This is a genomic window from Abyssibacter sp. (assembly GCF_964229365.1).
Classification (GTDB): Bacteria; Pseudomonadota; Gammaproteobacteria; order Nevskiales; family OUC007; genus Abyssibacter.
The window spans coordinates 49,345-73,083 of the sequence record NZ_CAXRDQ010000081.1 but is presented as its reverse complement, the minus strand read 5'-3'; the positions used below and the strand labels follow the sequence as shown (position 1 = coordinate 73,083).

24 protein-coding genes are annotated in these 23,739 nt (G+C 65.1%); 16 read left to right on the top strand and 8 right to left on the bottom strand.

Going from position 1 to position 23,739, the window contains the following annotated elements; all coding sequences use genetic code 11:
- Positions 1–338, bottom strand: a 338-nt coding sequence (locus ACE1EY_RS13950) for an ATP cone domain-containing protein (RefSeq protein WP_370300450.1), incomplete at its 3' end; no start/stop codon positions are given.
- Positions 339–814: 476 nt separating this feature from the next.
- Between ACE1EY_RS13950 and ACE1EY_RS13945 the strand changes: the two genes are divergently transcribed.
- The 4 genes from ACE1EY_RS13945 to ACE1EY_RS13930 all read left to right on the top strand — a co-directional run bounded on the left by ACE1EY_RS13945 (position 815) and on the right by ACE1EY_RS13930 (position 3,579).
- Entirely contained in the window at positions 815–2,227 is a 1,413-nt protein-coding gene (locus tag ACE1EY_RS13945) for a mannose-1-phosphate guanylyltransferase/mannose-6-phosphate isomerase (RefSeq protein ID WP_370300449.1), read from the top strand.
- 4 nt (positions 2,228–2,231) lie between these two features.
- Positions 2,232–3,125, top strand: a complete 894-nt coding sequence (locus ACE1EY_RS13940) for a PPK2 family polyphosphate kinase (RefSeq protein WP_370300448.1) — start codon at positions 2,232–2,234, stop codon at positions 3,123–3,125.
- 72 nt (positions 3,126–3,197) lie between these two features.
- The gene (locus ACE1EY_RS13935) at positions 3,198–3,407 is read left to right on the top strand and encodes a DUF3185 family protein (RefSeq protein WP_291514140.1); all 210 of its coding nucleotides are present in this window, start codon (positions 3,198–3,200) and stop codon (positions 3,405–3,407) included.
- Between the two features lie 34 nt (positions 3,408–3,441).
- A complete protein-coding gene (locus tag ACE1EY_RS13930) occupies positions 3,442–3,579 on the top strand; it encodes a DUF3096 domain-containing protein (protein WP_291514141.1) in 138 nt (45 codons plus the stop codon).
- A 14-nt stretch (positions 3,580–3,593) separates the two neighbouring features.
- On the opposite strand, the gene ACE1EY_RS13925 is transcribed toward ACE1EY_RS13930, so the two are convergent.
- Complete coding sequence (locus ACE1EY_RS13925; protein ID WP_370300447.1) at positions 3,594–4,706, bottom strand: transporter substrate-binding domain-containing protein; 1,113 nt, start codon at positions 4,704–4,706, stop codon at positions 3,594–3,596.
- A 184-nt stretch (positions 4,707–4,890) separates the two neighbouring features.
- Here ACE1EY_RS13925 and ACE1EY_RS13920 point away from each other — a divergent pair, with 184 nt between their 5' ends.
- Entirely contained in the window at positions 4,891–5,307 is a 417-nt protein-coding gene (locus tag ACE1EY_RS13920) for a SufE family protein (RefSeq protein ID WP_291514143.1), read from the top strand.
- Positions 5,308–5,324: 17 nt separating this feature from the next.
- Here ACE1EY_RS13920 and ACE1EY_RS13915 read toward each other — a convergent pair whose 3' ends face one another.
- Positions 5,325–5,987 carry an NAD(P)H-binding protein gene (locus ACE1EY_RS13915; RefSeq protein WP_291514144.1) on the bottom strand — a complete coding sequence of 221 codons (663 nt, stop codon included), beginning with the start codon at positions 5,985–5,987 and terminating at the stop codon, positions 5,325–5,327.
- Between the two features lie 216 nt (positions 5,988–6,203).
- On the opposite strand from ACE1EY_RS13915, the gene ACE1EY_RS13910 reads away from it, so the two are divergent.
- The 3 genes from ACE1EY_RS13910 to ACE1EY_RS13900 all read left to right on the top strand — a co-directional run bounded on the left by ACE1EY_RS13910 (position 6,204) and on the right by ACE1EY_RS13900 (position 10,486).
- Positions 6,204–8,204: an SDR family oxidoreductase gene (locus ACE1EY_RS13910; RefSeq protein ID WP_291514145.1), complete on the top strand. Its 2,001-nt coding sequence runs from the start codon at positions 6,204–6,206 to the stop codon at positions 8,202–8,204.
- Between the two features lie 92 nt (positions 8,205–8,296).
- Positions 8,297–9,916 carry a TonB family protein gene (locus tag ACE1EY_RS13905; protein ID WP_370300445.1) on the top strand — a complete coding sequence of 540 codons (1,620 nt, stop codon included), beginning with the start codon at positions 8,297–8,299 and terminating at the stop codon, positions 9,914–9,916.
- 183 nt (positions 9,917–10,099) lie between these two features.
- Positions 10,100–10,486, top strand: a complete 387-nt coding sequence (locus ACE1EY_RS13900; protein WP_291514147.1) for a hypothetical protein — start codon at positions 10,100–10,102, stop codon at positions 10,484–10,486.
- 267 nt (positions 10,487–10,753) lie between these two features.
- Here ACE1EY_RS13900 and ACE1EY_RS13895 read toward each other — a convergent pair whose 3' ends face one another.
- Together ACE1EY_RS13895 and ACE1EY_RS13890 are read right to left on the bottom strand one after the other, a co-directional pair.
- Positions 10,754–12,583 (bottom strand): DUF885 family protein, encoded by a 1,830-nt coding sequence (locus ACE1EY_RS13895; RefSeq protein WP_370300444.1) that lies wholly within the window; start codon positions 12,581–12,583, stop codon positions 10,754–10,756.
- A gap of 32 nt (positions 12,584–12,615) precedes the next feature.
- The gene (locus tag ACE1EY_RS13890) at positions 12,616–13,689 is read right to left on the bottom strand and encodes a 3-deoxy-7-phosphoheptulonate synthase (protein WP_291513733.1); all 1,074 of its coding nucleotides are present in this window, start codon (positions 13,687–13,689) and stop codon (positions 12,616–12,618) included.
- 140 nt (positions 13,690–13,829) lie between these two features.
- On the opposite strand from ACE1EY_RS13890, the gene ACE1EY_RS13885 reads away from it, so the two are divergent.
- Genes ACE1EY_RS13885 through ACE1EY_RS13875 form a run of 3 tightly spaced genes read left to right on the top strand, consistent with a single transcriptional unit; the run spans position 13,830 to position 16,177 of the window.
- Positions 13,830–14,810, top strand: coding sequence for a DUF3187 family protein (locus ACE1EY_RS13885; RefSeq protein WP_291513734.1), 981 nt, complete (start codon positions 13,830–13,832; stop codon positions 14,808–14,810).
- Between the two features lie 25 nt (positions 14,811–14,835).
- Positions 14,836–15,606, top strand: a complete 771-nt coding sequence (speD, locus tag ACE1EY_RS13880) for an adenosylmethionine decarboxylase (protein ID WP_291513735.1) — start codon at positions 14,836–14,838, stop codon at positions 15,604–15,606.
- Positions 15,607–15,646: 40 nt separating this feature from the next.
- Positions 15,647–16,177: a hypothetical protein gene (locus ACE1EY_RS13875; protein ID WP_291513736.1), complete on the top strand. Its 531-nt coding sequence runs from the start codon at positions 15,647–15,649 to the stop codon at positions 16,175–16,177.
- A gap of 6 nt (positions 16,178–16,183) precedes the next feature.
- Here ACE1EY_RS13875 and coq7 read toward each other — a convergent pair whose 3' ends face one another.
- Positions 16,184–16,825, bottom strand: coding sequence for a 2-polyprenyl-3-methyl-6-methoxy-1,4-benzoquinone monooxygenase (gene coq7 / locus ACE1EY_RS13870; RefSeq protein WP_291513737.1), 642 nt, complete (start codon positions 16,823–16,825; stop codon positions 16,184–16,186).
- Positions 16,826–16,840: 15 nt separating this feature from the next.
- Here coq7 and holA point away from each other — a divergent pair, with 15 nt between their 5' ends.
- From holA to rlmH, 5 genes are read left to right on the top strand one after another with little or no spacing between them, the layout of a single operon-like run.
- Complete coding sequence (gene holA / locus ACE1EY_RS13865) at positions 16,841–17,890, top strand: DNA polymerase III subunit delta (protein WP_291513738.1); 1,050 nt, start codon at positions 16,841–16,843, stop codon at positions 17,888–17,890.
- A gap of 48 nt (positions 17,891–17,938) precedes the next feature.
- Positions 17,939–19,225 carry a glutamate-5-semialdehyde dehydrogenase gene (locus ACE1EY_RS13860; RefSeq protein ID WP_291513739.1) on the top strand — a complete coding sequence of 429 codons (1,287 nt, stop codon included), beginning with the start codon at positions 17,939–17,941 and terminating at the stop codon, positions 19,223–19,225.
- Between the two features lie 48 nt (positions 19,226–19,273).
- Positions 19,274–19,900 carry a nicotinate-nucleotide adenylyltransferase gene (gene nadD / locus ACE1EY_RS13855; RefSeq protein WP_291513740.1) on the top strand — a complete coding sequence of 209 codons (627 nt, stop codon included), beginning with the start codon at positions 19,274–19,276 and terminating at the stop codon, positions 19,898–19,900.
- A complete protein-coding gene (rsfS, locus tag ACE1EY_RS13850) occupies positions 19,890–20,261 on the top strand; it encodes a ribosome silencing factor (protein WP_291513741.1) in 372 nt (123 codons plus the stop codon). Before nadD ends, rsfS begins: the two co-directional genes overlap by 11 nt.
- A 24-nt stretch (positions 20,262–20,285) precedes the next feature.
- Positions 20,286–20,750 (top strand): 23S rRNA (pseudouridine(1915)-N(3))-methyltransferase RlmH, encoded by a 465-nt coding sequence (rlmH, locus tag ACE1EY_RS13845; protein WP_291513742.1) that lies wholly within the window; start codon positions 20,286–20,288, stop codon positions 20,748–20,750.
- On the opposite strand, the gene ACE1EY_RS13840 is transcribed toward rlmH, so the two are convergent.
- On the bottom strand, positions 20,747–21,253 hold the full coding sequence (locus tag ACE1EY_RS13840; protein WP_291513743.1) for a GNAT family N-acetyltransferase: 507 nt from the start codon (positions 21,251–21,253) through the stop codon (positions 20,747–20,749). The two genes, rlmH and ACE1EY_RS13840, sit on opposite strands and share 4 nt — an antisense overlap.
- A gap of 6 nt (positions 21,254–21,259) precedes the next feature.
- Positions 21,260–23,701 carry an Ig-like domain-containing protein gene (locus tag ACE1EY_RS13835; protein WP_370300443.1) on the bottom strand — a complete coding sequence of 814 codons (2,442 nt, stop codon included), beginning with the start codon at positions 23,699–23,701 and terminating at the stop codon, positions 21,260–21,262.
- Positions 23,702–23,739: the final 38 nt, after the last annotated feature.

Sequence of the window (23,739 nt, the reverse complement as noted above, 5' to 3'; positions counted from 1 at the left end):
AGCTCGACCTGGTCCTGGATGTCTTCGATATGCACCGTGCCGCCGCCGCTGAGATTGCGGGTCACGGCCTGGGCGACCTGCTGGGCCAGGCTGCGCACCTTTTCGTGCACGCGGGCGCTGGCGGCAGCGCCACCACCTTCCACGGCCAGGAACGCCTTGGTCAGCGCCACTTCGACCTTGCTGGCGTCAAACGGCGTGACCTTGCCGTTGCGGCGGATGACCTTATAGCTGCCCGGCGCGGTGGCGCTCAGTTCCGGCTGGCTGGTCTGGGTTTCGCGCGCAGCGGCTGGCGCGCGCGGCGTTGTGTCTTTGGAGAGGTTGGATGCCTCGGTTTGCATTGGGTGTCCCCCTGGGGCTGCGGCTAGGGACCCGTCCGAAGGTCCCGACGCGTTGGAACTTAATTCATCTACAAGACGCGTCAACCCCAAATATTGTGGTTGACAGCAGCTTGGACCACTAGATGTAGTGTTCGTGCGCGAACAAGCCTGTGGATAAACCGTGGGTGAACCCCTTCAATTCCTTGACGTGCAAGCGTTTACTGCGGATTGAAGAATCGGTGCATAACTGCATTGACCGGTCGTCGGCTACCCCCCGAATTGCGCATTCGCAAACTGCTCATGACACCCCCGTCGCAGTGCAACATGCGCAGCTTGATTTCACCCGCGCTTCACCGTGCGCCCGCTCCAGGTTCTGCGGTTTGAGCAGGCGGCTTGCTGGGCGTCTTTGACGGGCTGCAAAACGGGCGGCGGGTCGCGGTACTATGCTGACGCGAGCTCATATCGCTCACACAACAAAACCACCTTTAAGGAAAGACATGATCGTTCCCGTCCTGCTGGCCGGCGGTTCCGGCACCCGACTCTGGCCCATGTCCCGCGGGCTGTTTCCCAAGCAGTTTCTGAAGCTGGCCGGTGACCAGACCATGTTGCAGGCCACCGTGGAGCGTGGCGCGGCGCTGCCGGACGTGCAGCCGCCGATGGTGATCTGCGGCGAAGATCATCGCTTCATCGTTGCCGAGCAGTTGCAGCAGACGGGCGAAACCGAAGCCACCATCGTGCTGGAACCGGTCGGGCGCAATACCGCGCCGGCCGCCGCCGTGGCGGCGACGCTGGTGGCCGAACGCTACGGCCGTGATGCCGTGCTGATCCTGATGGCGGCAGATCATGTGATCACCGACACCGCGGGTTTTGCCAGGACGGCCGAGACCGCTGCGGCGCTGGCCGCCGAAGGCCATCTGGTGACCTTCGGGGTGACCCCGACCCGGCCGGAAACCGGCTATGGCTATATCCAGACCGGTGATCCCGTGGGCGACGGCTTCACCGTCAAGACCTTCCGCGAGAAGCCCGACACCGAGACCGCCGAGCAGTACATCGCCAGCGGTGACTTCCTGTGGAACAGCGGCATGTTCGTCTTCCAGGCCGGCACGCTGCTCGACGAGATGCGCGAACAGGCGCCGGACATTCTCGACGCGGCCATGGCCGCCGTGAGCCAGGGCCAGGAGGATCTGGACTTTCTGCGGCTGGACAAGACGGCATTCGCCAAGTCGCCGGAGGACTCCATCGATTACGCGGTGATGGAAAAGACCGCGCGCGCCGCTGTCGTGCCGCTGAGCGTGGGCTGGGACGACGTGGGCTCCTGGACGTACATGGGCACGGTGAACACGCCAGACGGCGAGGGCAACGTGCTGCAGGGCGATGTGCTCACCCATGACACGACCAACACCTTCGTGCGCTCCAACGACGGGCGCCTGGTCGCCACGGTGGGCCTGGACAACACGGTGATCGTCGACACCACCGATGCCGTGCTGGTCGCCAGCCGGGACCGGGTGCAGGACGTCAAGGCCATCGTCGGGCAGCTCAAGGCGGCCAAGCGCAGCGAGGCGTTGCACCACGCCATCGTCTATCGGCCCTGGGGCAGCTACGAGACCATTGCCCTGGGTGCGCGTTTTCAGGTCAAGCGGATTGTGGTCAAGCCCAAGTGCAAGCTGTCGCTGCAGATGCATCACCACCGCGCGGAGCACTGGATTGTGGTGCAGGGCACGGCGATCGTGACCAAGGGCGACGAGACCCTGACTCTGACCGAAGACCAGTCCACCTATATTCCGCTGGGCACCACGCACCGGCTCGAGAATCCCGGCGTGATTCCGCTGGAACTGATTGAGGTGCAGTCGGGCAGCTACCTGGGCGAGGACGACATCGTCCGCTTCCAGGACGACTACAACCGCGCCTGAGCCGATGCCGGGCGACGCCAGCAGCAGCGACACGCCGTCCCGGCCGTTCACCGACTTTCCGGCCAGCCCGTTTCGTGTCGACGACGCGCCGGGCTTCGACGTTTGCGACTGGGCCACGGCCCCGGCTGATGATGGGCCGGACAAGTCTGAATTGAAGGACCGGCTGGCGGACCAGGTCGACGCCATCCACGACCTGCAGCGCCGCCTGTACGCCGAGGCGGGGCAGGCCTTGCTCGTGGTGTTTCAGGCCATGGATGCCGGCGGCAAGGACAGCACGATCCGCGCGGTGTTTTCCGGGGTGAATCCCTCCGGCGTGCAGGTGACCTCGTTCAAGGCGCCGACCCATCGCGAGCGCGACCATGATTTTCTGTGGCGTGCGGTGCGCGCCCTGCCGGCGGTCGGACACATCGGCGTGTTCAACCGCAGCCACTACGAGGATGTGCTGATTGCCCGCGTGCACCCGGAGCGCACGGGCCTGCCGCAGGACACCGCCTTCTGGGACGAACGGCTGCGTTCCATTGCGGCGCATGAACGGCATCTGGCCTTCAACCGCACCGTGGTGCTGAAGTTCTGGCTCAACCTGTCACAGGGCGAGCAGAAGCGGCGGTTTCTGCGCCGGCTGCAACGCCCGGACAAGCACTGGAAGTTCGATGAGGCGGACGTGCGCGAGCGCGAGCACTGGGACGATTACATGGTGGCCTACCAGGCCGCGATCCGAGCCACGCATGCCGCCTGGGCGCCGTGGTATGTGATCCCGGCCGACCACAAGCCGACGGCGCGGCTGATCGTCGCCAGAACCATTCGCCAGACGCTGGAGGCCATGGACCCGGACTACCCGGAGGTGTCGGCCGAGCGCGCGGAGCGCCTGCAACGGCTGGCGGGGTCGCTCAAGCTGTGATGCCCTGCTCGCAGCCGTTCCACCGACTCGGTTAGGCTTGGCGATCACAGTATTTCCTGAAGGGAGAGCAGGATGCACCCCGTTCGCATCGTTGGCATCGTCGCGCTGGTCGTCGGCATCAGTCTCATCGCACTGGGCTACAACGCGTCACAATCCTTGACCGAGGAATTGTCGGAATCGCTAACCGGTCGCTACTCGGACGCGACGACCTGGTACTTCATCGGCGGTGTCGCCAGCGCCACGCTGGGCTTGCTGCTCGCCGTATTCGGCAAGAAGCGCTAACCGTCCGGCACCGGATTGCTTACAAGGACGAGACATGACCATTCACATCGAACTGATTCCGCTGATCTCCATTGCCGCCGGCGTGGCGATACTGCTGGTACCGCGCCTGCTCAACTACATCGTCGCGATTTACCTGATCGCCGTCGGCGTACTGGACATGCTCGGCATGTAGGCTCGGGTCAGGCCTCAGGGGCCGATATGACGCGCTTGCAGACCGGGCCAGTCATCGCTTTGCAGCACTTCCAGCAATGCCGGGTTGAGTTGCTCGCGCAGGGGTGAGCCCTGGGCCACGACAAAGGCGTAGTCCTCGGGACGTAACAACCGGTCCAGCACGAGCAGATCCGAATAGCCACCAGCGTTGAGCGTGGCGCGCAGGATCGGCGAGTCGTGAACCACCGCGTCGATGTCGCCATCGTTCAACGCGGAGACGGCTGCGTCGATGCTGGAGAAGGTGGCAGGCCGCACGCCCAGCTCGGCGAGATAGTCGATGGAGGCCGAGTCTGCCAGCGCACCCACCTGGACCTTGGGCAGATCGGACGGTCCCTGCACGCGGCTCGCCAGCTGATCGACCGTGAACGCCGAGGCAATGGCGGCGGTGAAGCCGGATACCGTAATCACGCTGACAAACATCCAGATCAGTGCGACAAAGCGCCCGGCCGGGGTGATCGGCGCCTTGTCGCCGTAGCCCACCGTGGTCATCGTGACGGCCGACCACCAGAAGCCGTTGCCGATGCCCTGGCTGGCCGGCCCGCCGAATTGCTCGGCGTTGCGCCGTCGCTCCAGCACCCAGATCAGCAGCCCCACCAGCAGCAGCACCAGGCCCAGCACCGCGACCGCGGACAGGAACTGCCACGACACCAGTCGCTTCAAGGTGGTCAGCAGGCCGCCTTCCGCGCGTTGCGTGGCGATGCCGAGACCGGCGTTGAAGTAGGGCAGGGTGAAGTCGATGCGGCGCTCGCGATCTGCCGTGACGGTGATCGCACCGATGCCGACATCAATGCGGCCGGATTCCGCCGCCTCGACCAGCGCGCCGGCCGAAGGCTGCTCGACCAGCACGTAGTCCAGCTGTGTCAGCGAAGCCATGCGCCGCCACAGGTCGACCGCGAGCCCGGACCACTGGCCGTCGCCCTGCTTGACGACGAAGGGCGGGGCTTGTTTCACGCCAACCCGCAGCTCTGCATTGTCCAGCGGCGTGGTCTGCAGCGGCGCTGTTTCCTGCGCGATGGCCGGGCTGACCGCGACGCCGAACGCTACCACCAGCCTCGTTGCCCATTGCTTCCTTGCTGCCTGTCGGCGCATAGATGTCGCTCCTGTTGATCTTGAAAAAAAACCTAGCACGGCCCGATCACTTCACTTGGGTGGTGAACAACCGCCCTCATGGCCGACCGTCAGAATCGATCAGGGTTCCTCAACGGTGTTCTTCAGCGCCGGCAGACGTCCGCCCGGCCGTGCGATTCGCCCGGAGCTTCCATAAACTTGCGGCATGGATATCGAAACCCTCGCAGACAACTTCGAATTGCTTGGCCCCTGGGAAGAGCGCTACCGCTATCTCATCGATCTCGGGCGGCAGCTCGAACCGATGCCCGAGGCCGAAAAAACCGAACAGACTCGCGTGCGTGGCTGCATGAGCCAGGTGTGGCTCACACACGAGATTAGCGCCGAGTCGCCGCCAAAGCTGCACTTTCGCGGCGATTCCGACGCGCACATTGTCAAGGGATTGATCGCGCTGCTGTTCATGGCCTATTCCGACAAGACCGCCGAGCAGATCCGCCAAACCGACATCAAAGCCTTGTTCGGCCGGCTCGGGCTGGAGAGTCACTTGTCGATGAACCGGCGCAACGGGTTTTACGCCATGGTCGAGCGCATTCGTGCGCTGGCCGAGCAGCCGGCCGCCGCCTGAACGCCAAGCGGCGTTGGTCAGGCGTCCAGCCGCCGAGAGCGACGCCCGCCCAGAGGCAGTTCGTGCAACCAGACGCCGGGCGTGGATGGTCCCGAGAGCTGGATGAGCGCACGGGCGACCGCATCGACGGAAATCGCGCGATACCGCAGCGGCAGTACAGGGTTGATCAGCGGCGCGATAAGCTGGCTGACGGCCTCGGCGGGGCGGGTTTCGTCGCGGTCGCCGAGTAGCAGCGATGGCCGGACGATGTGCACCGTATCCAGGCGGATGCGGCTCAGCCCGTTTTCCATCTCGCCCTTCACCCGACTGTAGAAGCTGAGCGATCGCCGGCTGGCACCCACCGCCGAGACCACGGTGAACACCTCGGCGCCGGCGCGAGAAGCCCGTTCAGCGCAGTGCAGGACCAGATCGCGATCCACCGCGCGCAGACCATCGCGCCCGGCCTTGGCCTGGGTTGTGCCCAGGCAGCAGATCACGCGGGTCACGCGCAGCGCGTCGGTGAGATCGACGGCGCGGGCGAAGTCGACGACACGCGCCGGAAAGCCTTCCACCGCTTCGGTTGGGCGCCGCACGATTGCGTGACCAGGACTGCCCAGCGTTGCCAGTTGACGACAGACGGCCCGGCCGACGGCGCCGGTGGCACCCAGTACCGCCACTGATCCTGATTCGACTTCGGGCATTGACCTGCTCCTAACGGTCCGCGGCGCGCGCTCGCTTGCGCGTGTCACGCGAGGCTAGCACGGGATCGGCATTTGACCGATCCGACCTCGGGCGATGGAATTGCCCGGCGCGGACGTTGATAATCACCGGGCCATCACATTGTTGTCGGGCTGGGCGGCGCAGCGTTTGCCTCGGGTCAAGACAGCATCAGAACTGCCGGCAAGGAGACAATGCGCATGAATTATCTGGTCACTGGGGCAACGGGGTTCATCGGACGATTCCTCGTCGAGTCGCTGGCCGAGCGCGGCACCGTTCACGTGCTGGTGCGTGAGCAGTCGGCCGACAAGTTCGAGGGCCTCAAGGAGCGCCTGGGCGATCTGGGCAAGCAGCTCAAGCCGGTCTGGGGTGACATCGCCGAGCCGGCCGTGATTGGCAACGCCAAGGCCCGAGCGGCGCTGGTCGGCAAGATCGACCATGTGTTTCACCTTGCTGCCATTTACGACATGAACATGGACGACGAGGTCGCCGACCGCATCAACAATGCCGGGACGCGCAACGTTGTTCAGCTGGTCAACGATCTCGTCAGCAAGGAGCGCACGCCCACGCTGCATCACGTCAGTTCGGTAGCGGTGGCCGGCGGTGATTTCAGCGGCACATTCACCGAGTCGATGTTCGATGAAGGGCAATCGCTGAATCACCCGTATTTCCGCACCAAGTTCCAGTCCGAAGGCATCGTGCGGGACGAGGCGCAGGTGCCGATTCGCATCTACCGCCCCGGCATGGTGCTGGGCCACTCGCAGACCGGCGAGATCGACAAGATCGATGGCCCGTACTACTTCTTCAAGGCCATTCAGCAGATCCGCGATCACATTCCCAAGTGGATCCCGTTGCTGGGCCTGGACGGCGGCAAGATGCCGCTGGCGCCGGTGGACTATGTCGTGAACGCCATGGTCTACCTGGCACACAAGGACGGCCTGGACGGGCAGGTGTTCCATCTGGTCGAGACGCCATCGCCCGGCGTGGCCGATGTCATGTCCGCCTTCTTCAGTGCCGCACATGGGCCGGAGATGGCCTTCACCGTCGACGCGAAGGGCCTGCCGGCCATGCCGGGTGCGATTGCCGATCGGATTGGCAAGTTGCCGGGGCTGGATTTGGCCAAACGTGGCCTGTCCAGCTCTCTGGGTATTCCGATTTCGGTGTTCGGCTATGTTCGCAGCCGCGCGGTGTTTGATGATGCGCAAACGCGGCACGCGCTGGCCGACTCGGGTATCGAGTGCCCATCACTGCCGACCTACGCCGAGACCTTGTGGCAGTTCTGGGAAACCCACCTGGACACCGACATCAGCGTGAGCAAATCACTGCTCAAGCGGGTGCGCGGCAAGACGGTGCTGATCACCGGTGCGTCGTCCGGTATCGGCTTCACCACGGCGCGCAAGCTCGGCAAGGCGGGTGCCCGCGTGCTGCTGGTGGCCCGCACGCGGGAGAAACTGGAAGAGACGCAGCGGGTCATCGAACGGCTGGGTGGTCAGGCATGGGTGTACCCCTGCGATCTGAACGATCTCGACGCCATTGACGCGATGGCCGCTCAGGTCATCGCTGACCATGACCATGTCGACATTCTGGTCAACAACGCCGGTCGCTCGATCCGGCGCAGCGTGGCCGAGTCGCTGGATCGCTTTCATGATTTCCAGCGCACCATGCAGCTGAACTATTTCGGCACCGTGCGTCTGATCCTCGCGCTGCTGCCGTCGATGACCCGGCGCAAGAAAGGTCAGATCATCAACGTGTCGTCCATCGGCGTGCTGACCAACGTTCCGCGGTTTTCGGCCTATGTGGCCTCCAAAGCGGCGCTGGATGCCTTCGGCCGCTGTCTGTCGGCCGAGATCAAGCACACCGGTATCGAGGTGACGACCATCTACATGCCATTGGTGCGCACGCCGATGATCGCGCCGACCAAGCTCTACGATTACGTGCCGACCTACACGCCGGATCAGGCAGCCAATCTGCTGGTCAAGGCGATTGTTGAGCGACCCAAGCGGATCAAGACGGCGTTGGGTCAGGCCGGTGAGCTGTCTTATGCGTTGTGGCCCAAGGTCAACGATTTCGTCCTGTCCCAGGGCTACGCCTTGTTCCCATCTTCGTCGGCCGCCAAGGGCGACAAGGATGAAGAGGATGACGACCGGCTCACCCCGAAAGGCGTGATCTTTGCCAATCTATTCCGGGGCACCTACTGGTAGGGCCTGCCCCACCAGGGTGCGAGCACCCCGGGCCGGCAATGCCGGGCCGGGGTTTGTCGTTCGTCCGAAAGAAAATTCGGTAGCCTCAGTTCATGACACTCGGTTGGCGACATTGGAGCGCAGCATTTGCGGTGGCCTTGCTGCTGCACGTGATCCTGATTGCCGTGCAATGGTCGCGCGGCGACGAAGGGCGGGAACGTGCCGTCGTGACGCTTGATCTGCAAAGCCCCGACAATCTGCCGAAGCCGGTCCCGGTCAGCTTGCCCAGTTCACTGGCCTTTGCCTGGCAGCTCGGCGCCGAACCCGATGCGGATCAGCCGCTGCCCGACAACATCCCCCAGCCAAAGCCCGCGAAGCGGTCGAATTTCTCTGCCACGCTTGGCGGGCAGTCGTTGGGGCTGGAGGCGCTCACCCAGCCGGCGGTGAGCGCGGCCGCCGGCCAGCCGGCGCGCACAGCGGACGCTGCACCGCCGCAGCTTGCCGACCCGGCACCGCCACGCCCGCCAGCCCCCCGGCGGTCGCAGCCGGCTGAGTCCGGCGGTGTCTCGGCCGGTGTTGCGCGGTCCGAATCGGCGCGGACGCAACCGGCTGAACCGGGTCCGGCCCCGCCGGATCAGGTGCGCCTGGTACAGCGGGAGCCGGAGGACGAGGAACCAGAGAACGAGGATCTGCCGGAACCGGAACCGGCCGTCGTGCCGGTGTCGGAGCCGGCTCTGACCCTGGAGCCATTACTGACACTGGGCGAGCAGGCCGCCGCACCCGATGCGGAGCCGCAATCCCGCGCTGAAACGCCTGTCCGCGAAGCCACGCCGGCGGATACACCGGCGGCGAAGCCGGCTGAGCCGCCTCCCCCAGCGGAGCGTGAGCAGGCGCGGCCCGAGCCGCCGGATATCGATTTGGCCATTGAGCAGGCGCTATCCGAGACGGCGCGTGCGCGACCCAGCGACGAATTTCCGCCGCCGAACCTGACGCCGGAACCGGTGCCGCAGCGCCTGCCGCCGCCACCACGGCGGGATGCCGGTGCGGACATCGATCGAGCGCTTTCTGACACGCTGGACCAGTTGGCGCGTGCGCCGGCACCGCGAACCTCGCCTCCCGTGGAGTATCGCCTGCCGACGCCGGAGTTCCGCCCGGACCCTGCAGACCGCGCCCCGCGACGCCAGGCGCCGAACCGGAATGCAGAGATCTCGCGCGCCTTGTCCGGCGTGGAGTCCCACTTTGGCCAACGTGAAGGTGGGGTGGCGCTGCCGCCTCCGCCGCCACCGGTGGCACAACGCCCGCCGGAGGACTTACAGGCGCGTGGGCGCAGCCCGGCGCCCGCCGAGCCGGTGGCCCAGACACCGCAGCAGGCCCCGCGGACGGTCGGTGGGCGTCGCGCCGATACACGTTATGACCCGAACGGCCGACCCGGCGCGTATTCGGTGAACGCCAATGATTTCTTTTCGCGGATCGCCGAACACATTTTCGAGAGCAATGACCGCTTTGTCGGCCGCCTGCCCGAGGGCGCGCGCCGGCTGGTGCTGGATGTTCGATTCACCATCGACCGGGCGGGCCGGGTCATGCGTGTGGACCTGGTCAGCAGCTCCGGTAATGCAGCCCTGGATCAGGCGGCCAAGGACGTCATCTGGCGGGCCTCACCCATGCCGCAGATGGCGCAGGACATGATCAGCGAAACCTTGGAGTTAACGTTCCCGGTGATCGTCGCGCGCTAGCGAGTCGCAGAGCGTGGTTTCCACCGCGTGTACACCCCGTTGATCGCGCCAGCCATTGGTTTGAATCGGCCGGTGTTGAGCGCCTGTCGAGCTGGTTCCGCGTGTATCCAATTCATTTACGGTTCGTTGACCGCTTTGCGAATACGGTGTTGCTACCGCATCGCGTTAATGGGGAATACGCGCATGAACGTCGACCACCGGGTGCGCCGTCGCGCGCTATTTGAAGTGTTGGCAAAGCGTCCGTTGTCGGAGTCGACGGCGTTGAGCTACGCCAGTCTCACCGAACTATGGAGTGGCGTCGGCTTGCGGATGATGGATCTGCAACTGTGCATCGAGGAACTCAGCGCGGCTGGATTGCTTCGGGTGTCGTTCGAGCAGGAGCGGGGAGATTGGCTGATCGCGCCCACGCCAACGGGCGTGAGGTACCTAAGTCGTCATCACGCCTTGTTCTCGTTGGCTCATCTGCGAAATCGTCTGAGTATCCGGCGAGCCCGACTACGGGCCAGGCGTCAATGGGCGCGGACGTCCGCCTGGCTGCCGCAGCGACATGACCGACGCCATTCGCATTAAGGCAACTCTGATCTATTCCCGCCGCCAAGTTGCCGCTTGAAAACAGGCCAGGCAAGGCGCGAGAAGTGAAATTTTGTCATTCCAAATAAGCGACGAGCACCCATTCGCCGGGAGCGAATAGAAACCGCCGAAGGCGGGCCCGCAGGGGGAGGCGCATGGACGCGCCGACTAACGCCGCATAGCCTGTTTTCGGGCGCAATCCGAATGGAACGGGCCGGTTTTCCCGCAAGCCTGCGTTTCCTTAAACCGGCCTTGCAGGCCGCGCCCTCAGTCCTCGGCGCGTTGCTCGTCAACCCAGGTCTGAATCCGGGCCTCCAGCAGGTCTAGCGGCATGGCGCCGGCTCCGAGCACACGATCGTGAAATGCCCGGATGTCGAAATCCTCGCCCAGTTCGGCCTGTGCTTGGTCGCGCAACGCCTGGATGCGCAGCTGGCCAATCTTGTAGGCCAGAGCCTGGCCGGGCCAGACGATGTAGCGGTCGATCTCGACCACGATGTCGTGCTCGGTCTTGCCGGCGTTGTCCTTGAAGAACTGGATTGCCTGTTCGCGTGACCAGCCCAGAGCATGCATGCCGGTGTCGACCACGAGACGCACCGCTCGCCACATTTCGTAGGTGAGCGCGCCGAACTTGGAATAGGGGTCGGCGTAGAAGCCCATGTCTTCGCCCAGGCTCTCGGCATAAAGCCCCCAGCCTTCGACGAAGGCCGTGTAGCCCCAGCCATAGCGGCGGTACCAGGGCAGCTCACCGAGCTCCTGCTGGATCGCGATCTGCAGGTGATGACCGGGTACGGCCTCGTGCAGTGTCAGCGCTTCCATTTCCCAGCTTGGCCGAGTGTCCAGTGCGTAGGTGTTGGCGAAATAGTTGCCCGGCCGGCCGGCGGCCAGCGAGCCCGGCTGGTAATAGGCCGTCGTCTGGGACTTCTCCGCGTAGGCAGGCACGGCGACCACGCCATAGGGTGTGCGCGGCAGGTGGCCGAACAGCTTTACCAGCTCCGGATCGGCGCGCTTGGCGATGTCACGGTAGGCGCGTAGCAACGCCTCCGGCGTGTCGAAATAGAACTGCGGGTCGCTGCGCAGGAACTCGAAGAATGAGGCGAAATCACCGTCGTGCCCGGCCTCGCGCATCACCGCGGTCATTTCTCCACGGATACGGCGGACTTCGGCCAGGCCGATGTCGTGAATCTGCTGTGGCGTCAGGTCGGTCGTGGTTCGCGCCTTGACGTTGTACGCGTACCAGGCTTCGCCGTCCGGCAGCGCGGACATTGCGATGCTTTCGCGCGCGCGGGGCAGGTAGAGCTCGGCAAAGAACTCGTGCAGTCGCTGAAAGGCCGGCCGGATCTCGCCGGAATAGATGGCCTCGGCCCGCTGCTTCAGCAGCGCCTGCTGGTCCGCGGGCACGCTACCCGGCATCTGCTGGAACGGCGCCAGCATCGGGCTGTCCGCCGCTGTTTCCGGGATCTGGTTGAGGATTTGCTGTGGCACCTCGCGCAATGTGACTTTCGGCGGCGTCGCACCGACTTCGAGCCCCCGCTGCAGCCAGACCAGCGTGTCGTCGATCAGTGGTTCCACGCCGTCGAGGCGCGCGAGTATGTTCCGGTAGTCAGCCACGGAACGCGCCGGCATGAGGGAGAGGATCTGCGCGACATCCTGATGCACGCCGGATAGCTGCGTGATCGGCATCTCGTCGTTGAAGAATCGTTGGCCGTCCACGTCCTGCCGGATCGAGGCGAGGAAAAGGTCGTAGTTGAAGCGGTCGTCCTCGCTCAGCGCGGCGCGGTCGATACCCTCCAGGATGGCCAGCGCCCGGCGCGTATCCGCTTCGCGCCGGCGCTGGGCCAGGCGGGATATATCAGTCCAGCGATCCTGGTGTTTGGGGCTGCCGATGTAGGTGCCGAACTCCGGTGCTTCCAGCAGGGTCCAGTCGAAGTACAGCGCGGTCAGAGCCTCGAATCGCTCGGTTTCGCTCAGCGCGGAGCCGGGCTCGGCCAACTCGGTCTCGCGGTCCAGCAGTGCCTGTCGCTCGTCGGCGTAGTCGGCCCAGGCTGGCGCAAGCGCCAGTACCAGCATCCATCCGATCCATGTCTGGCGTCGCATCATGTCCCCACTTCCCCGTCAGTGTTGTGGCCGCGTCAGGCCGTGGCGCGCTGTCCGCGTGACCGGCGCGCATGCACGGCCCCCGCCAGTTCACGCAGCAGGCCGTCGCTATCGTCCCAGCCCAGGCAGGCATCGGTGATGCTCTGGCCGTAGGTCAGGGATTCGCGCGGGCCGATTTTCTGATTGCCCTCAACCAGATGGCTTTCGATCATCACCCCCATGATGCGGGCATCGCCGCCGGATAGCTGGCGGCCAACGTCGCGGCCGACCTCCATCTGGAGTCGATGCTGCTTACGGCTGTTGGCGTGGCTGAAATCGATCATCAGCCGCGGCTCCAGACCGGCCTCGGTGATGAGTTTGGCTGCCGCCTCGACACTGTCCGCGTCGTAGTTGGTACCGGAGGCGCCGCCACGCAGGATCACATGCGTATGCGGATTTCCCTTGGTGTTGAAGATGCCCATCATTCCTTCCTTGGTCATGGACAGGAAATGATGAGGGTGCTGGGCCGACATGACGGCGTCGGCCGCGATCTTGACGCTGCCGTCGGTGCCGTTCTTGAAACCGACCGGGCAGGACAGGCCGGAGACCATTTCGCGATGCACCTGGGATTCGGTGGTGCGTGCGCCGATGGCGCCCCAGCTGACCAGGTCAGCCACGTACTGCGGGGTCAGGATGTCCAGAAACTCCACGCCGGCCGGCACGCCCATGTCGTTGAGTTCTATCAGCAACTGCCGGGCTGTGCGCAGGCCGTGGTTGATGCGGTAGCTCTCATCCAGGTCGGGGTCGTTGATCAAACCTTTCCAGCCGACGGTCGTGCGCGGCTTTTCGAAGTACACCCGCATCAGGATCAGCAGATCGTCCGCCAGCGCTTCGCGCAGCGGCTTCAGGCGCTGCGCATATTCCAGCGCGGCCTTGGGATCATGGATGGAGCAGGGGCCGACGACGACCAGCAGGCGATCATCCTCGCCGGACAGCACGCGCTGGACCTCGCCGCGGGTCCGCGAGACCAATTGGCTGGCGGCCTCGGTTAACGGCAGTTCGGCCTGGATCAGGGCCGGCGTGGCGACCGGGCGTATGGAATCGATGCGGAGATTTTCGGTGGGTTGCATGGCGCCGCCGCTGGGTGGGTTGTCGAATCGCAAAGGGCGGCCATGCTAGCAAAGTGGACCGGTATACTTCAGCCTGATCCGACAAGCTGCAGTGGCTTTGCACCGCTGCCGCACATCGCCTGACAAGAGGTTGCGAAGGAATGCGACAACTGCTGCTGCCGACCCTGGTGTCGGCGTCTGTGTTTTTGGGCGTCGCCCATGGGTATGAGCCGGTCGGGTTCGCACACAGCAATCAACATCTATTGATGCAGGTCCATGGCCTGCCGGAACTCGGGCGCGCCGTCGCGCCCGATGCCGGCGCGGTCGGCTGGGGCCTGGATGTCGACTGGACTAGCGAGTACACGACCGATACCAGCGGCAGCCCCGGTGCGGCTGGTAGCGAATCGATCCTGCTGGACGCTGAGTCGGTGCGCGTGGCTTTGCGCGGCGTTGTCAATCTGGGCGGCTGGCTGCTGGAGGCCGATGTCCCCTACGTGACACACACCGGCGGTGGCCTGGATGGATTCATCGACGACTGGCATGACTTCACCGGGCTGCCCGGCGGCGGTCGAGATCAGGCGCCCCGCGATCGCCTGCTGGTGCGCTACGAGCGCGACGGTCAGGCCGTGATCGACCTGCAGCAGGCGACCGGCGGCATGGGTGATGTGCAGCTCGGCGTGGCCCGTCCGGTTGGTAAGACCGTTGTGCGTGTCGCGGTCAAGCTGCCAACGGGGGAGGCCGATAAACTCACGGGCAGCGGGGGCATGGGCGGTAGCATGACCGTTGATTTCCGCGGTCCGTCCGGCACCTGGTGGGGCACTTTCGGTGGGGTGGGCGCGCTGGTGATGGCCGATGGCGACCTCCTGCCATCACAGCAACGGCGCTGGGCCGGCCTGGGGTCGCTGGGGCTGGCGCTGAGGCTGCATGAGCGGCTGGAAGCGAAGGTGGAGGTTTACGGGCATACGCCGTTGTATCAAGATTCCGCGCTCGGCCAGATCGCCCGCGGTGCTTTGGTCATTACAACCGGCGGCGTCCTGCGCCTGTCCGACACCACAACGCTGGATTTCGCGGTGGCTGAAAACCCGGTCGCCAAGAGCTCGCCGGATGTCAGTTTTCACTTCGCGCTCCGGCATTCCATCTGATGCTCCCCTCCGCAGCTGAGTCGCCATGTCCCCAAGCAGCAAGCTGAAGCTCCACGGTTTCAACAACCTGACCAAGAGCCTGTCGTTCAATATCTACGACGTCAGCTACGCACGGACGGCGACGCAGCAGAAGGAGTACATCGAGTACATCGATGAGGCCTACAACGCCGAGCGGCTGACCGCGATTCTGACCGAGGTCGCGCACATCATCGGCGCGAACATCCTCAATGTGGCGCGGCAGGATTACGAACCGCAGGGTGCCAGCGTGACCATGCTGATCTCCGAGGAGCCCATCGGAGGGCCGGACAAGGAGTCGGTGGTCGCGCATCTCGACAAGAGCCACATCACGGTTCACACCTACCCGGAAACTCACCCGGACCACGGCATCTCGACGTTTCGGGCGGATATCGACGTATCCACCTGTGGCGTGATCTCGCCGCTCAAGGCCCTGAACTACCTGATTCACAGCTTCGAGTCGGACATCGTGATCATGGACTACCGGGTGCGCGGATTTACCCGCAACGTGCGTGGACGCAAGCACTTCATCGACCACAAGATCGATTCCATCCAGAATTTCCTGGACCGCGATATCAAGCAGCGCTACCAGATGGTCGACGTGAACGTGTACCAGGAGAACTTGTTCCACACCAAGATGCGGGTGAAGGAGTTCGAACTGGACGACTACCTGTTCGGCGAAGGCGTCAAAGACCTGGACGACAAGTCGCAGCGCCGCATCCGTTCCCAGGTGCATCACGAGTTTGAAGAGATCTTCTACGGCCGGAACATGCCGAAGTGATCCGGCCGCTGGAGCCGCGGTCGTCAATGGGCGCTGACGCTTGAGCACGACGCAGACCATCATGCTGGCGCGTCCGCACTGGACCACGGATGCGTGGTTGGCGGTGCTGACGCTGGTGTTGCCGCTGACGATTTACTGGCTGGCGGCCCGCGCCACCGGCTTGCCGCTGGCGGGGCTGATTCTGGTGGCCACGGCGGGCGGCAGCCTGTTCGCGTTGGGCCTATCAGCGACACGGACCTGCCGGGCGCAAATCGATGGCAGCACGCTGAGGCTGGTCGCCGGCGGACTGTTTCGTCACCACGTGCCGTTGTCAGCGCTGCAACTCGATGCCGTGCAGATTCACTATCCGCCGCGCAATCTCGGGCAGGTCGTTGGTCGTCGGCTCAAGGGGGTCTCGTTGCCGGGCGTGCACCTGGGCTGGTTCAGCATGGCCTATGGGCGTGCGTTCGTGGTGGGTCCGGCGAACACGCCGGTGCTGGAAATTCGCACGGGTGACGGCGGAATTCTGCTGGCTGTCGCCAATCCGCAGGATGCATTGACGCGGATCAGGTCCGCACTTGCCGGCCGCTGACGGCGATCAGATCCAGTACGCCAGCGTGGTCATGAGCTTGGCGACACCGCGCATGGCCCAGCGAACAGGCGGCGGCAACGTTGCGCCACCGGCGTCTCGCGCGGCCTGACCATGGCTCGCCTCATCCTGTTTCATCTGCTCGACGATCGCGCGGCTGCGCTCATCGCCTTCCGGCAGCTGGCTAAGATGGCTGTGCAGGTGTTCCTCGACCTGACGTTCCGTTTCCGCGACGAAGCCCAGACTGATGCGGTCGCCGATCGCGCCGGCTGCGACACCGATCGCATAGGAGCCGGCATACCAGAGTGGACCGAGCCGGCTCGGTCGGCTGTCCAGTTCACCCAATCGCTGCGCGCACCACGCCAGGTGGTCTTGCTCCTCGTCGGCGGCCTCCAGCAACTGGGCGCGCAAGGCGGGATTCGTCGCCACCGAAGCCTGCCCATGGTAGAGCGCCTGGGCCGCGACCTCGCCGGCATGATTGACGCGCATCAGGCCGGCGGCGTGTGCGCGGTCCAGGTCCGTCAGCTGCGTTGGCTGGGCGGCGGTGGGTGAGGGGCGCTGCGATGGTGGCGCGGAATCCAGCGCAACCTCCAGCCCGCGCTGTGCGGCAGCCAGCCATCGATCGGTGATCGTCATTCTTCGGGCGGTCATAGGTATTATTTAAGCATGAACTTGACTCCAGATCGGCTTGAGCAAGCCCTGTCGCAGGGGCTGGCTCCGATGTATGTCATCGCGGGCGAAGAGCCGCTGCTGGTCACTGAATCGGCCGATGCGGTGCGCGCGGCTGCCAAGGCGCAGGGCTATACCGATCGGCGCGTGCTGCATGCCGAAGGCGGCTTCGACTGGTCGGAGCTGCGTGCGGCCGGGCGGGCGATGTCACTGTTCGCGGAAAAGACGCTGATCGAACTGCACTTACCGACCGGGTCGCCGGGGCGCGATGGCGGCGCGGCGATCAAGGATGCCGCGCAGGCGCTGCCACCGGACACGTTGATTCTGATCATCTGCGCGGAGCTGGACAGTCGCAGCCGCAACAGCGCCTGGTTCAAGGCGGTCGACAAGGTCGGCGTGACGGTTTTCGGCTGGACGCCCAAGGGTCGCGACCTGCATCGCTGGCTCGGTGCGCGGCTTCGCCAGGAAGGCATCGAGGCGGAGCCGGATGCCGTCGCATTGCTGGCCGAGCGCGTCGAAGGCAACTTGCTGGCCGGCGCCCAGGACATCGCCAAGCTGGCGTTGCTGCACCCGGGGCGGCGCATTGATGTCGAGCTAATGGCCGACGCCGTGGCCGACCATGCGCGTTTTGCCGTATTCGATCTGATCGACAAGGCCCTGGCCGGCCCGCCGGAAGCGGCGCTGCGCACGCTGGATCGGCTGCGCGAAGAAGGGCTGGAGCCATTTCCGATCGTCGCGATTCTGGCGGCCGAATTGCGCAAGCTGGCGCGGGTGGTCAATGCCCATGATGCCGAAGCGGTCTGCGCGCAAATCGGCGTGTTCCGGCGGCGGATTCCGCTGATGGTGCAGGCCGCGCGACGGCATTCCCCGGCTTCCGTGCGCTGGATGCTGTCGCTGGCGGGCCGCGCCGATCGCGGCGCCAAGGGCGTCGATAAACATGATCCCTGGGGCGACTTGCTAACATTGGTCTGGGTACTGGCCGCCGGCCGCGACGCCCGCGGCTGGATGGCCGCTGCGGCGGCCAGGCTGGAACCCCTGAATGCATGAGCGCCATGACGTGCAGGACGCCATGGCCGGACCGAACCCGAGCGAACAATGACGGCAACCATTAGCGACACGCAGACCCAGGACATCGCCGCCTACATGCGCGGTGTGGGCGAGCGTGCGCGTGCGGCAGCGCGCAAGGTCGCGGTGGCCGAGCCCGGTGCGAAGAATGCCGCCTTGCTCGAACTGGCCGAACGCCTGCTGGATGGCCGTGCACGCATCAAGTCGGCGAATGCCGAGGACATGACCGCAGGGCGCGAGGCCGGTCTGGACGCCGCGCTGCTGGACCGGCTGGAACTGACCGACGCACGCATCGAGGCCATGGCCGATGGCGTGCGCCAGATCGCCGGCCTGTCCGATCCCATCGGTGCCATCACCGACCTCAAGGCCCGTCCCTCGGGCATTCAGGTCGGCAAGATGCGCGTACCGCTGGGCGTGATCGGCATCATCTACGAATCCCGCCCCAATGTGACGGCGGATGCTGCCGCGCTTTGTCTCAAGTCCGGCAATGCGGTGATCCTGCGTGGCGGCTCCGAAGCCATTCATTCCAACCGCGCCATCGCCACGGTGATCGCCGAAGCGCTGGAAGCGGCAGGCCTGCCCAGCGATGCGGTTCAGGTTGTGCAGACCACCGACCGTGCGGCGGTACGCGAGCTGCTGACCATGCCGGCCTATGTGGACGTGATCGTGCCCCGTGGTGGCAAGGGCCTGGTCGCCTTTGTTGCCGAACATGCGCGGGTGCCGGTGATCAAGCATCTGGATGGCATCTGTCATGTGTACATCGACGACGCGGCCGATGCGGCCAAGGCGGTGGCTATCGCTGTCAACGCCAAGACACAGCGGCTGGGCACCTGCAACACCATGGAGACCTTGCTGATCGCCGAGTCTCGCGCGGCCGAATTGCTGCCGCCGCTGGTGGCAGCCTACCGCGATGCCGGCATTGAGCTGCGTGGCTGCGAGCAGACGCAGGCACTCGTGCAGGACATGTTGCCGGCGACCGACGACGACTGGGCAACCGAATATCTCGACGCGATCCTGTCGATTCGTGTGGTCGCAGATGTGGACGCGGCGATGGATCACATCGCCCGGTACAGCTCCGGTCACACCGAAAGCATCATCACCGAGAACCTGACCACGGCGCGGCGTTTCCTGCGCGAGGTGGATTCGAGTTCGGTCATGGTCAACGCCTCGACCCGCTTCGCCGATGGTTTCGAGTACGGGTTGGGCGCCGAGATCGGCATCTCCACCGACAAGATCCATGCGCGCGGCCCGGTCGGGTTGGAGGGGCTGACGTCCGAAAAATATGTGGTCTACGGCGATGGTCATTGCCGGCACTGATCTCGGCATGCTGACCCTGGGGCCTGCACACTGAGCGCCCCGATCGGCATGCTGGGTGGAACCTTCGATCCGGTTCACCTGGGACATTTGCGAATTTGTGTGGAATTGCGCGAACGGCTGGGTCTGGACCATGTCCGCCTGGTGCCGAATCGTGTGCCTCCGCATCGCGATGCGCCGCGCGCGAGCAATGCGGTGCGTGCGCAGTGGATCGCCGACGCGATCGCTGACGAACCCGGTCTGGTCCTCGACAGTATCGAACTGGACCGCGACGGCCCGTCATACACGGCCGATACGTTGGCGGTGCTGCGGGAACGGTTTCCTGACAGCCCGCTGGTCTGCATTCTCGGCCAGGACGCCTTTGACGGCCTGGTGACCTGGTTTCGCTGGGAGGATATCGGCGAGCTGGCGCATGTCGTTGTCGTGCCTCGGCCCGGCACCCCGTCGTCCCCGGTGGAATCATTGCCGGGATTGATGCGCACCGACCGCATCGAAGATTTGCAGCAATCGCTGCATGGTCGTCTGCTGGCTGCGAATGTGACGCCGCTGGCGGTGTCCTCCACCCAAGTTCGCCGCCTGCTGGTGCAGGGGCGCAGTGTTCGCTATCTCGTGCCTGACGCCGTCTGGCACGCTCTGGCCCAAACCTCGGAGCAGTCTCCGCCCGTCTATGACGCTTGATGAACTGACCAATCTGGCTACTGAAGCCATCGACGATCTCAAGGGGCGCGACATGCGTCAGCTTGAGGTGGCCGATCTTACCTCCGTGACCGACCGCATGGTTCTGGTCACCGGCACATCGAACCGGCACGTCAAGTCCATCGCCAACGCGGTGATCATGGCAGCCAAGCATGCGGGCCGAATGCCCTTGGGTATTGAAGGGATGGACCAGGCCGAATGGGTGCTGGTCGATCTGGGTGATGTCGTCGTCCACGTGATGACGGCGCAAAGCCGTGCGTTCTACCAGCTGGAAAAGCTCTGGAGCGCTCCGCCCGATGCGTCGTCGGCGTCGTCGGGCGAGGACGCCTCCGCCGCGCCCTGATCGCGGCCGGCGCCTGGCTACTGGATGCGCATCCGCCTGATCGCTGTGGGCAAGCGAATGCCCAAGTGGGTGAACGCGGGCTACGAGGAATTCGCCAAGCGCATGCCGCGTGAATGCCGGCTGGAGTTGCTGGAGATCAACCCCGGTGACCGCAGTGGCGGCGATGTCGAGCGGGCCCGGCTGGCCGAGGCCGAACGCATTCTCGCCAAGCTGTCTGAGCGTGATCAAGTCATCGCGCTGGACGAACTCGGGCGGCAGGCGACCAGCCAGGGCTGGGCCGAATCCTTCGAGAGCTGGTTGCACAGCGGGCGGGATGTGGCCTTCATCATCGGCGGCCCGGACGGCCTGGACCCTCGCGTGCTATCGCGCGCCGATGCCACCTGGGCACTGGGCGCAATGACGTTGCCGCATGCTCTGGTCCGGGTGGTGCTCGCCGAACAGATTTATCGTGCCTGGACGATTGTCAGTGGCCATCCGTATCACCGCTAGCCCGTCAGGCTTGGGCCCGCTGCGTCCAGCCGTCGCGTCATGAACTGGCTGTGCGGGTCGGCAACGTAGTCGGCAAACGGGCCGCAAGCTACAAAACCATGCCGGGCATAAAGCCTGCGAGCCGGCGCGTAGGCCGGCGCTGACCCGGTCTCCAGACTGAGCCGGGAAAACGCCAGCACCTCGGCCTGGCCGAGCAGATGCCGCATCATCGCGTCGCCCACCCCACGCCTGAGCCAGTCGCTGGCGGTGCGCATCGACTTGATCTCCGCATGCGCGGTGTTCAGCGTCTTGAGCGCGCACATGCCAACCAGCGTTGCGTCATCGGCCCACAGGCTCCAGAACCAGGTGCCGGGGGCCGACAGGCCACTGGTATCCAGAGCATGCACGCTCTCTGGTGGTGACAGGCTAGCCGCGGATTGCAGGTGCTCGCGGAGCAGCGCCTGCACCCGCGGGTCATCCAGGCGGCCGGGGTGGAACTGTAGCTCGGGCACGGCAGCGGCCATGGCGGATCAGGTCGGGTTGTTGCTGGGTGGCAGCGGTGTCGCAGCTTCGATGGGCAGTTCGATGTCGCCGCTAATGCTCATCGTCCCCGGCACATTGATCACCCGCGGATACTGGATATCGGCCGACGAAAAGATCGGCCCCACCCGATCGCCGGGCAGCAGGCGGATCGAGATGCCACTGAGTCGGCCGCGCTCGCACAGCAGCTCGGCATCCGGTGAACAGCCGTAGAAATAGGGCGTGGTGCCGCTGTCATGCGTGTTGACCACGCCAGCGGTGTCGGCCCATGGAAAGGTCGTTGTATTGCGAATCGCGGTGATCTGGTCGTGGAGGGTGACCACTTCGCCGTCGCGCTCCACGCCCATGCCGATAAAGATGATCGGATCGATCACCAGTGAATCGAGCTGCAAGCGCGCGGTCGGTATGCCGGCCATGACACGTGCTTCGCCCTCCGGCACCGTGTAGACCGGCACGAATACTTCGGCGTTTGCGTCGGCCGCGCCGCCCAGAAGCAGGTTCACCGTGCCCAGGTCGCAGCGTGCCGACTCGCCGCCATCACATTGATAGGCGGCCGGACGGCCCGATGGCGAGGTCGCGCCAATTCGGATGTCGTCCATGCTCGGCAGGCTCACGCCTTCCTTGAGGTAGCGGAAGGAGGCTGCATTCTCGCTCGCCGGGTGGAAACGCGGGTCGGTGAGGGTGTCGGCCGAATCGGTGTTCGGCTGGGTCAGACACACGGCCGGAATGTGGTCGGCTGCGCCCGTGTCGCCACGCAGTTTGTCCTCGAACCAGGCAAACATCAGTTCGGCGACCGCCAGACGCTCCTGGCCGATGTCGCCATCGCCGTCGGCGTCCACGGGGAGATCGCAATGCACGATTTCGTCGATGTCCATGGCCGTGCGCTGACCGGTATAGGGCGGCTGCTGCGTGACGGTGAGCGGATGCCCGCCCGACACCAGCAGGAACCGGACATCGCGGCCGCTGCGGGCGAAGCAGCTCGCATCGTCATAGGCTTCATTGAAGTCGAACAGGGTGTCACGCACGCCCTGGATGTGGAATACATCGGCCGTGGTGGGCACGCCCGTGGTCTCGTCGCAGTAGTCCGAGACCCCGTTGCGGCCCAGCGTGTTCTGCAGGTCGGCACTGGCGCGGTTGAGCACCATGGCCTCGACAAAGGCCTGATTGATCAGCGGGGGCGTGGGCTGACCATTGGTCAGCGTGCCCCCCTCGACCGCGAAGCTGAACAGCAATGTGATCCAGTAGCCCTTGGGTACATCGTTGGCATGCAGGGAATAGCGTAAATCGTTCCAGGTGCCTTCAGGGATCAGTGCGTCGAAACGTTCCAGGGGCGCGCGTCCGCTGGTTTCCAGCGTATCGGAGGCCGAGGCGGTGTACTGCCAGCCGCCGCCGTAGCTATAGCCCAGCATGCCGACGGCTGGGTCGGCCGTGTCGTCGCCGGCCGTCGGAGCCAACCGACCATGCCCGTCGCTCATCAGCAGTGACGGACGGTTGTCTGCCACCGGGGCGCTGCTGAGGTGTTCGGGATTCGTTTCGTCGAACACGAACTGGTAAACCGAATCACCGGCGCCAGCCGTCGACTCCCCGCGCAGATGCTTGATGGCCCAGTCCAGTAATTCGTTGTGATCCAGGCCTTCGAGTTCGCGTGTCATCAGCCCGATTTGCCCGCCAGACTGGCCGAAGCCGCGCTGCGAGAACGAGATGACGAAATACCCGCTGTTCCAGGCGGCGAGCGCGGCCTGGTTGTCGACGAAATGAGCGGGCTCGACCGAAAAATCCGGATTCTTCGCGCCGCCGAAGCCATGGCTGTGGATGACCAGCGGCGCGTATCCCAACTCGCCAGCCTCTGCGTCGAACTGACCGCACTCGACCGCCGTAGCCGCGCCGGGGCAGGCGATGCTGCCCAGCGTCTCTGGGTGGGGGACATACACCGTCATGTCGATGCGCGTGCCGTCATGCAGGGTTTCGAAGAACGCGTCGAAGCAATAGCCAAGCCCCGCGGCGAGGCGGGCGTCGCGGTCGTTGCAGGCGACGTCCACCGGCGGTGGCTGCACCGCCTGCACCACGATCTCGGCCGTCGCCGAGGCGGTCATACCGCGGGCATCTCCTGCGCTGTACTCGAACCGGTCGGCGCCTGTGTAATCGGCGGGAGGTGTGTAGGCGAGGCTGTCGTCGGCGCGCAGGGTCAGCGTGCCGCCGGCCTCGGTGGTGTCGGGCGCCGCGGCGAGAGTCAAGGCATCGCCGCTGTCATTTGCCAGCACGTCCAAGCGGTTGTCAGCGGAGTTCTGGATCACCGTGAACAGGTCGTCGACGGTGCGCGGCCCGGTGGAGGCCGCGTCGACGGGTTTGGACTGCCCGCAGCCGACGAGCAGGATGCCTGCTGCCAGCGCGCCCAGTGTCGCGCGGATCAAATCGCCGAGTGGATGTTGCATTGAATCTCTCCCCAGTGGCGCTTGTTGTTGTGGTGGCC